Consider the following 7,196-nt stretch of genomic DNA (forward strand, 5'->3'; position numbering starts at 1 on the left):
TTGAACTCACGACGCCATTTACGCGCGTGGATTCGCCATTCTCCACCAAAAAATCAATCCTGCAGTCGGGCGGACGGTAGTCTTTTTGCGGACTACACGCGAGCGCTTGGCGCAGGCTGGGATAGACACATGTCCAAGAAGAACCGAAGCGGCAACCGAGAGCCGCGAAAGCCGAAACAGCCTAAGGTCGCGCCCGCGCAGGCGGGCAGCCTCAGTGAGCTCGTGAAATCTCGCGCCGGATCCCCGACCGGCACGAAGTAGGCCCCCAAAGCCATGGGGCCGAAGCGCTCCCCCGGCATCGGCCGGGGGAGCCAGCTTTTCTTGAACCAAAGCCGTGGATCGATCGAAGTCCTGGAGATTATCAATGATCAAGCAAATCGCTATCTGCGAGGTTCCAGCGGGACCTGCGGTAGCCTACGCCTGCCCAACTTGCGGCGGTCGGATTGAAGGGAGATGTCCTTGTGGGCGCGCACGCACCGAGTGGCTGTACTTCGAAGAGGTGATCGTCATCCCGGGGCTTGGGGCGAACTGCAGTGGCCGCCCGCGTGAGTAGGCGATTTGGCAAACACAACATCGTCGGGTGCGAAGCGCACCAGGTTCGTCCGATCGCCTACATCCACAAAGGTTTTGTCGCCCGTCGGCCACGATCGAGGCTGCGCGCAATCATCGCGTTCAGCCTGTGGGGCTTGGCCTTGACGATGGCTTTGATTGGGTTCCTCAGATGGGGCTGAGCGCCCCGCGACGGTCAAGCTCAATGGCGTGCAGCGCGTCGAAGAGCGAGGCTTCGTTGGGTCGCTTGGCAATACGCAACGGATAGTGGGCTGGGGCCGCAAGCGCTTTGGCTGCAGCCAGCGATATGCAGACGATGGGTCCGAGCGACACCTTCGATTCCGCGAGCAGGCGCCCCAGGCCCTGGGCGGTCTTCGGCGAATAGAGAAGCACTGCGGCCAGGTTGCTTTTCAGTGCAAGGAGACCATCCAAGATTTGACGTTCGTCTGTCAAAACCGAGTGATACGCTACCCAGTCGGCGACATCGAAGCCATCGGCCACGAGATCTGCGACCAGCGTCCCAGCCGGCTCCGCCGCACCTACACGTAGAACGACGCCCAGCTCTCTCCGAGCCTGGGCTCGCACCAGGCGGCAAAGGGCGGCGACATCGCCGGCCGCGGACACCACACGCGCAAAGGCTGCGCGACGCGCCGCGGCGGCTGTGGCGTCTCCCACAGCGAACACCGAGAATTCTCGCTCAGGGCGGCGCCGGGCAAAGGCCGCCACGCCATTTCGGCTTGTGAAGACCAGCGTTCCAACGCCCGTTAAATCGGGCGTCGATTGGGAGTACACCACCTGCATGAGGGGCAAGACCAAGCACGCGTAGCCCAAGGCGGCCAAGCGCTCCGCGCTTTGATCGGCGAAGGGCTGGGTGCGGCTGACCCAGACAAGTGGGCGTGCGGATGACGATCGAGATCGTTGCATTACGACCGCAACCGCGGCGTAGGGAGGATCCGACGCGCCATGAAGAGTCTTCGCCATCCGCGGATCTGCGCTTCAGGCGCCCGCTCCAGGCACAACGGCGCGGCCTGCGGAGCTGGGGCTGGAGCAAGCGCGTGGATGCGGTGCCGAAGCGGGTCGATCGTCGCACGCATTATCAAACGGACATCTGACGTGGCGGCAATGCGCGGATCGTCCCACAGCGCCGATTGGATCTCAGCGTGGCCTTCGAGTGCGGCGGAGTGTTCGCGTATCGCCTCAAATGCATCGTGTTTTGAGAGGAGACGATGCTCGATGGCGCGCGCAATCTGTTCGCCCCGAGACATCGCCTCTGGATCGACCCGCGGCAGACGGGCGCGGAGCGCGCGCCTCTCCAGGATCGACGCGCCCGCCGCGCCTAGTGCGAAAGGTCTCCACGTCGCGAGTGGCGTGCGCCCCCAGGCCATATCGTCGGCGGCGGATTCGAAGGCGAGACTACTGATCTGATCATATCCGATGGCTGACGCGCCGAGTTCGCATGCCTGCGCCCGCAACGCCATGACGATGCCGGATCGTCCCATGGAGGCTGCATGACGCACGACAGCGGCTTGGACTTCAGCCGCGGCGTCGGCAGCGACCTTTGACAGCAACAAGGTGGCCCGGTTTTCCAGGGGGTCATTGTTCATTTTTGACCTCCAGGATTCGCAGACGGCGGGCGGGGCCACCGCCAACCACGTATTCAAGCACCTGTCCTGCGGTTGCGCCGATCAGGGCCGCGCCGACGGGTGTCAGCACTGAAAGCCGCATGTCATCAAGGCTGGCATCTTCGGGGAGGCAGAGGGTCAGCCGGCGGATCGCCCCGCTCTCGAGGTCCTCATAAGCCACCTTAGACCCCAGCCTGACGAAGGACCGCGTGCTGCCATCCGGCGCCATGATCGCCCGCATCAATTCAGCTTGCAGCGATTGCCCGACCGCAGTGTGCTCCAAGGCGTTGGCGCGGCCGCTAAGTTCGGCAAAATCCCGACGGGTCATGTAGACGGCCGGCCGGCGGGTAGACGAGGGGGCGTAGGTAAACATTGCAGCCTCTTGGGTGCAGCGCTAGGCCGCATAGTTGGGGGCGAAGAATTGTCGGGCAGTCGCGCGGGTGGCGGCGCGTCGTGGCAGCGGTTCCCGGAAGGGCACGACATGGCCCGAATGGTTGTGCGGCTCGGCGCTCAACACGCCTCGAAACGCGTCAATGGCGAGTTTGAGATCGTGAAGACTGAGTTGAGAGGGTCTGTGCCATAGGTGCATGCTCTTTAGAGCCCCAGCCATGCATCGGCACGCGTCGCGCGGGGCGCAGACCTGTGCATATCAGGAGGGCGTATAACGACCAGATCGCAGGCGAGAATCGGCCTGATGCGGCCCCGAACCCTGTTCGGCGCGAACTAGGCTCGGGGAGCGCCGCCCTTGACGAGGCGGTGGGCGTGGCACAGGCCACGCGAATGAGAGGTCGTCGGTCGCATGGGCTTAACATGGCCTCGTGCTGAGGGAAGTCAACATAGCGGACGTCACAAGTTCGTGGTATGACTTCGTTTATCAACCCGACAATCCTGACAGAGTTATGTGCAAACTTCCCGTCCAGGCCATTGCGCCAAAGTATACGCGCAGCAACGCCGGCCCCGTCTAACCTCGAACTCTCTACGGTCAACGCCGTGAGTCCGAGGCGATCTAGCGCATAACTTTCCTTTTTTGAGTAGCAACTGTGAGGCGTAGTGCCTCTGGCAAGGATGTTTCATGTCGGGTTCAGACAACCCTGGGCGCGTGCGAACGCGAAATGAAGACGGGGTCGATCGGGCGGCTATCGCGCAGAGGCCAGTGTGGAACGCCAGGCCCCGGTCGACCGCACGGCCCTTTCCGATCGATCTGAGGCGCGCCCGAAGCCGGCCCGCGGTCGTAACCCCAACTCCTCAGCCGCATGCGAAACACGAGTGATACGGTCAGGTCGGAGACCTACGTTGGTTCGCAGTTCTCTCCTCTACCAATGACGAGGGCGCGCAACTCCACTTCCTCCTGACCACATCTGCGGCACGGGACGCTGCGCGTGGCCCAAGGCTTCGCCCAAAGGTGATGAGAGCGGACCCCAGACCGTCGCACGAGAAGCGACCGAAGAGAGCGGCGTGGTTGCCCAGATCACGCGATGGTGGCCCTCGGGACTTACCCCTATCGCAAAGCGAAGAGGGACGGAGGATTGCCGACGTGTCGCGCGATCGTTTTCGGTCTCAAGGTTGAAGTATTCCAGACCACCTTCCGCAAAAAAGGAAAGTGAATCTTGCGATCATACTCGCCCGCCTACGGCGCCGAATTGGTGCACGAGCCGGAACTTGCAACGCTGCTGAGACGCGTGTCGGTGCGCCAGGGTTCGCCAGGCGTTGGTGACGGGAAACGAATACTTCCGCAGCCTTTCGGGGCCAAATCCTGCCAACCTTGAGTGACACAATGTGCGCTCGCCCGCCTTCCGGAGAATTGCGCCGGCGCTTCAAGGAAACACCGGCCGGCCGTCCGATCAAATTGATCGAGGAATCACTGAACGGACAGATGGCTTCAAGCGAGGCGATTATAAAGGTTCAAATATTCATGATAGTAAGCATTGAGGGATTTTTCCAACAGGAAGCAACAGCAAGGCGACCATGCGTCTAACAGTTTACACGGACTATTCGTTGCGGGTGCTGATGTATGTTGCGCTGCACCCCGAGCGCCGGCCGACGATCGGCGAGATTGCAGCCAGCTATGGCATATCGAAGAACCACATTATGAAGGTGGTCCACCAGCTTGGCGTCGCGAGGTACATCGAAACCGTACGTGGCCAGAGTGGCGGGATGTATCTGGCCCGGCCGGCCGAGGAGATCATCCTTGGAGAAGTAGTGCGGCGCACCGAACCGGACCTCGCTCTGGTGCCGTGCTTCGAAACGATCAATGCAGCTTGTGTGATCACACCGGCCTGCAAGCTGCGTCGCGCCTTGCATCAAGCGCGAGCCGCCTTTCTTGCCGTTCTCGACAAGTACAGCCTGGCGGATCTCGTCGAGAATCGAAAGGTTCTGCGCGGGCTTTTGGCTCTGGAGTCATCTGCCACCGTTGATGCGACCGGCGAGACGGCGACGCGTCGGCGGGTCACATGAAGGTCTAGGCTACAGGCCCAGGTTCGCGAGAGCCACTTTTGTGAGTGGGATCAGGGCCCACCGCTGCGATGTGTGCCGCATAGAGGTGGCTCGAGTGCTGGGCTAGCCAAACCCAAAGGAACATATATAATACTTCTTTGAGTTGGCTAGGCGGTGTGATGAACGTTCCCTCCCGTGTAGGCCCTGGCGTCGCCGTGGGCGTGACAGAGCAGATGATCCACGACCTGGTGCACGGCTTCTACGCCAGGATCCGCATCGATCCAGTCCTTGCTCCGATCTTCAATCGCGTGATCGGGGAGGTCTGGGACAAACATTTGAAAAGATGTGTGATTTCTGGTCGTCAGTGCTGTTGATGACCGGACGCTTTAAGGGCGCGCCGATGGCTGCGCACGCCCGTATACCCGATATCCGGCCCACCCATTTCGGCTGCTGGCTGCATCTGTTCCAACAGACGGCGATTGAAATCTGTCCGCCCGAGGCGGCGGCGCTCTTCATCGCCAAATCCGAGATGATCGCCCAAAGCCTACAATTCGGCATTGCCGCTAGCCGCGTCGAGCTTCCAGCCGCCAGTGCGGCAGACAGGTCGGTCAAGCTTTCCGACGGCGCTCGGAGAGACGTGCGATGACCCTGCCATCTGGGGTTCAACCCTATAGTTGCACACCAGAATTCACAGAAACGACCGTGCCGGCCGCTCTGCTGAAAGCCCACACGACGAAGAGCGGGACTTGGGGGCTAATTCATGTGCTGGCGGGGCACTTGGCGTATCGGATCGAGGATCCACGCCGGGCTCCTTCTGAAATCATTTTGACGCCCAACACACCGCCCGGCGTCGTCGAGCCGACAATTCTGCACGCGGTCGAACCGCGGGGTCCGGTCCGCTTTTTTGTCGAGTTCCACCGTCGTGAGCTAACCTGATGGTTTCGCCGAGCTTTGCACCCCGAGACAAGGTCGAGCGGCTAGGGGCCAAGCTCTATCTGCTTTGGGCCGGGCTTTCGATCGGGGTGGCATTGCTCGCCACGCCTGCAAAGTTCCTGGCGCCGTCGCTCACCCTGTCGGTGGCCTTGGACGTAGGTCAACACACCTTCAGGGTCTATAACGGCGTCGAGTTGGCCTTGCTCGTTGTCCTCTTAGTCCTGGGCGCCAAGTCAAAGTGGCGTAAGCGCTGGTTTCTTGGCGTACTGGTTCCTGGCGCCATCATTCTCGTTCAGACATTCTGGCTGATCTCTGTTCTGGATCTACGCGTCCTCGCAATTCAGGCCGGACATTCTCCACCGCCCTCCCACCTACACGCGATCTATATCACGGCTGAGGTGTTCAAGGTGCTTTGGCTCCTATTTCTGGGCCTTGGCGATCTTTTCCGCGGCCCAGTAAAACGACCGCGCCGGACAGAACCCGCCCGGTGACCAGACGGAACTCAAACTCAATGGAAACATGACAATGCTTCAACTCCTGATGCTGCCCGCCAATGCAGTTTGCGACTATGTCGGCCTGACTAACGAGCACGAACGCGGGATGATGCGGATGCTCGTCAACATGCTGCTCTGTTCGGGCTTTGCCGTGATGCTCGTGTTTGTGGGTTGGAAGATCTTCGCGTGATCGCGGGCGCGTCCCAGAACTCAACCATCACCTTTGTACAACCCGATGGAACCCAGCAGGACGTGCAAGCGCGCGCCGGAGGCTCGCTCATGGAGGCCGCCCTGCGCGCGAACGTGCGCGGCATTGACGCCAAGTGTCGCGGTAACTGCGCCTGCGTCACGTGCCACGTCTACATCGACCCGGACTGGCAGACAGTGGTTGGGCCTCCAGCCGCGCTAGAAGAGTCCATGCTGGATTTTGCCGAAGACGTCGACAACCGGTCGAGGCTGTCGTGCCAAGTTCTGGTCGATCGTTTTTGCCATGGCCTGATCGTCCATGTGCCGGCCGAGCAGCGGGTGCTGGGACTTTGAGCCGGCTTCCCGCGCCCGTTGAGGTGTTTTCCGCGATGCAGCCCTGCACCTTCTTTGCATTATGCCGGATGAGAGCGTTTCGACACTGACCACTGGCCCACCTCCTGATTCTCTGCGTTGCCGATCTCCTTCATGGCCGCTGTGTAGGAACGCAGTCTATCTGTGACGATGGCGCGCGGCTTGCCGTGACGCTTCCTGGCTCGCTTGATGAAGCTCAGGGCTGCAGTCTTTGCGGGTCTTGCTGGCGAAGGACTCCAGCACTTCCCCTTCGTGATCCATCACCCGCCATAGGTAGTGCATCTCGCCGTGGATCTTCACCTAGACCTCGAGATGCCAGCGTCAGTGGGTGTGCTCGCGCATGCGATCGACCCGTTTGTTGCGGATCTCGGCGGCGAACATCGGCCCAAACCGGTTCCACCAGAGCCTCACCGTCTCGTGGCAGTTGTCGGTGACGCGCTCGTGCAGGAGATCCTCCACGGTGCGCAGCGACAGCGGGTATTTCACGCTGCGTAATTGAGGCCGGCGATCAGGCGCAGCACCTTACCGCAGTGGCGTGGCGCCCCAGGCAAGGAGCCGAGGAAGATGAGCAACTTTGTTGGCCTTGATGTGTCCAAGGAAGAGACCG

Annotated in this window: 11 protein-coding genes and 1 pseudogene; 7 read left to right on the top strand and 5 right to left on the bottom strand. The window is 61.3% G+C overall.

Annotated elements, in window-relative coordinates; all coding sequences use genetic code 11:
* Positions 1–717: 717 nt before the first annotated feature.
* Genes Q8M88_RS02780 through Q8M88_RS02790 form a run of 3 tightly spaced genes read right to left on the bottom strand, consistent with a single transcriptional unit; the run spans position 718 to position 2,544 of the window.
* Complete coding sequence (locus tag Q8M88_RS02780) at positions 718–1,530, bottom strand: uroporphyrinogen-III synthase (protein WP_371132614.1); 813 nt, start codon at positions 1,528–1,530, stop codon at positions 718–720.
* On the bottom strand, positions 1,473–2,153 hold the full coding sequence (locus Q8M88_RS02785; RefSeq protein ID WP_305594724.1) for a hypothetical protein: 681 nt from the start codon (positions 2,151–2,153) through the stop codon (positions 1,473–1,475). The genes Q8M88_RS02780 and Q8M88_RS02785 overlap by 58 nt, the downstream gene beginning before the upstream one ends.
* Positions 2,143–2,544, bottom strand: a complete 402-nt coding sequence (locus Q8M88_RS02790) for a GreA/GreB family elongation factor (protein WP_305594725.1) — start codon at positions 2,542–2,544, stop codon at positions 2,143–2,145. Before Q8M88_RS02790 ends, Q8M88_RS02785 begins: the two co-directional genes overlap by 11 nt.
* A 1,592-nt stretch (positions 2,545–4,136) precedes the next feature.
* On the opposite strand from Q8M88_RS02790, the gene Q8M88_RS02795 reads away from it, so the two are divergent.
* The 7 genes from Q8M88_RS02795 to Q8M88_RS02820 all read left to right on the top strand — a co-directional run bounded on the left by Q8M88_RS02795 (position 4,137) and on the right by Q8M88_RS02820 (position 6,571).
* Positions 4,137–4,625: an Rrf2 family transcriptional regulator gene (locus Q8M88_RS02795; RefSeq protein ID WP_305594726.1), complete on the top strand. Its 489-nt coding sequence runs from the start codon at positions 4,137–4,139 to the stop codon at positions 4,623–4,625.
* A 158-nt stretch (positions 4,626–4,783) separates the two neighbouring features.
* Positions 4,784–4,978, top strand: a complete 195-nt coding sequence (locus Q8M88_RS02800; RefSeq protein ID WP_305594727.1) for a hypothetical protein — start codon at positions 4,784–4,786, stop codon at positions 4,976–4,978.
* Positions 4,978–5,250 (top strand): group III truncated hemoglobin, encoded by a 273-nt coding sequence (locus Q8M88_RS02805; RefSeq protein ID WP_305594728.1) that lies wholly within the window; start codon positions 4,978–4,980, stop codon positions 5,248–5,250. Before Q8M88_RS02800 ends, Q8M88_RS02805 begins: the two co-directional genes overlap by 1 nt.
* Positions 5,247–5,540: a DUF1971 domain-containing protein gene (locus Q8M88_RS17665; protein WP_371132615.1), complete on the top strand. Its 294-nt coding sequence runs from the start codon at positions 5,247–5,249 to the stop codon at positions 5,538–5,540. Before Q8M88_RS02805 ends, Q8M88_RS17665 begins: the two co-directional genes overlap by 4 nt.
* Entirely contained in the window at positions 5,540–6,028 is a 489-nt protein-coding gene (locus tag Q8M88_RS02810; protein WP_305594729.1) for a hypothetical protein, read from the top strand. Before Q8M88_RS17665 ends, Q8M88_RS02810 begins: the two co-directional genes overlap by 1 nt.
* Before the next feature lie 34 nt (positions 6,029–6,062).
* Positions 6,063–6,221, top strand: a complete 159-nt coding sequence (locus tag Q8M88_RS02815) for a hypothetical protein (protein ID WP_305594730.1) — start codon at positions 6,063–6,065, stop codon at positions 6,219–6,221.
* Entirely contained in the window at positions 6,218–6,571 is a 354-nt protein-coding gene (locus tag Q8M88_RS02820; RefSeq protein WP_305594731.1) for a 2Fe-2S iron-sulfur cluster-binding protein, read from the top strand. Before Q8M88_RS02815 ends, Q8M88_RS02820 begins: the two co-directional genes overlap by 4 nt.
* A 59-nt stretch (positions 6,572–6,630) precedes the next feature.
* On the opposite strand, the pseudogene Q8M88_RS17670 reads toward Q8M88_RS02820, so the two are convergent.
* Together Q8M88_RS17670 and Q8M88_RS02825 are read right to left on the bottom strand one after the other, a co-directional pair.
* Positions 6,631–6,889 (bottom strand): annotated as a pseudogene (locus Q8M88_RS17670) (DDE-type integrase/transposase/recombinase).
* A 21-nt stretch (positions 6,890–6,910) separates the two neighbouring features.
* Positions 6,911–7,075: a hypothetical protein gene (locus Q8M88_RS02825; protein ID WP_305594732.1), complete on the bottom strand. Its 165-nt coding sequence runs from the start codon at positions 7,073–7,075 to the stop codon at positions 6,911–6,913.
* Between the last annotated feature and the right edge of the window lie 121 nt (positions 7,076–7,196).

Origin of the sequence: Phenylobacterium sp. (genome assembly GCF_030693805.1) — a bacterium.
GTDB lineage: Bacteria > Pseudomonadota > Alphaproteobacteria > Caulobacterales > Caulobacteraceae > Phenylobacterium.

Excerpts from the sequence above, each read along its gene's own strand:
- Q8M88_RS02810 (WP_305594729.1), top strand. The coding sequence starts at position 5,540 with ATGGTTTCGCCGAGCTTTGCACCCCGAGACAAGGTCGAGCGGCTAGGG.
- Q8M88_RS02795 (WP_305594726.1), top strand. The coding sequence starts at position 4,137 with ATGCGTCTAACAGTTTACACGGACTATTCGTTGCGGGTGCTGATGTAT.
- Q8M88_RS02780 (WP_371132614.1), bottom strand. The coding sequence starts at position 1,530 with ATGGCGAAGACTCTTCATGGCGCGTCGGATCCTCCCTACGCCGCGGTT.
- Q8M88_RS02785 (WP_305594724.1), bottom strand. The coding sequence starts at position 2,153 with ATGAACAATGACCCCCTGGAAAACCGGGCCACCTTGTTGCTGTCAAAG.
- Q8M88_RS02805 (WP_305594728.1), top strand. The coding sequence starts at position 4,978 with ATGACCGGACGCTTTAAGGGCGCGCCGATGGCTGCGCACGCCCGTATA.
- Q8M88_RS17665 (WP_371132615.1), top strand. The coding sequence starts at position 5,247 with ATGACCCTGCCATCTGGGGTTCAACCCTATAGTTGCACACCAGAATTC.
- Q8M88_RS02815 (WP_305594730.1), top strand. The coding sequence starts at position 6,063 with ATGCTTCAACTCCTGATGCTGCCCGCCAATGCAGTTTGCGACTATGTC.
- Q8M88_RS02800 (WP_305594727.1), top strand. The coding sequence starts at position 4,784 with ATGAACGTTCCCTCCCGTGTAGGCCCTGGCGTCGCCGTGGGCGTGACA.
- Q8M88_RS02790 (WP_305594725.1), bottom strand. The coding sequence starts at position 2,544 with ATGTTTACCTACGCCCCCTCGTCTACCCGCCGGCCGGCCGTCTACATG.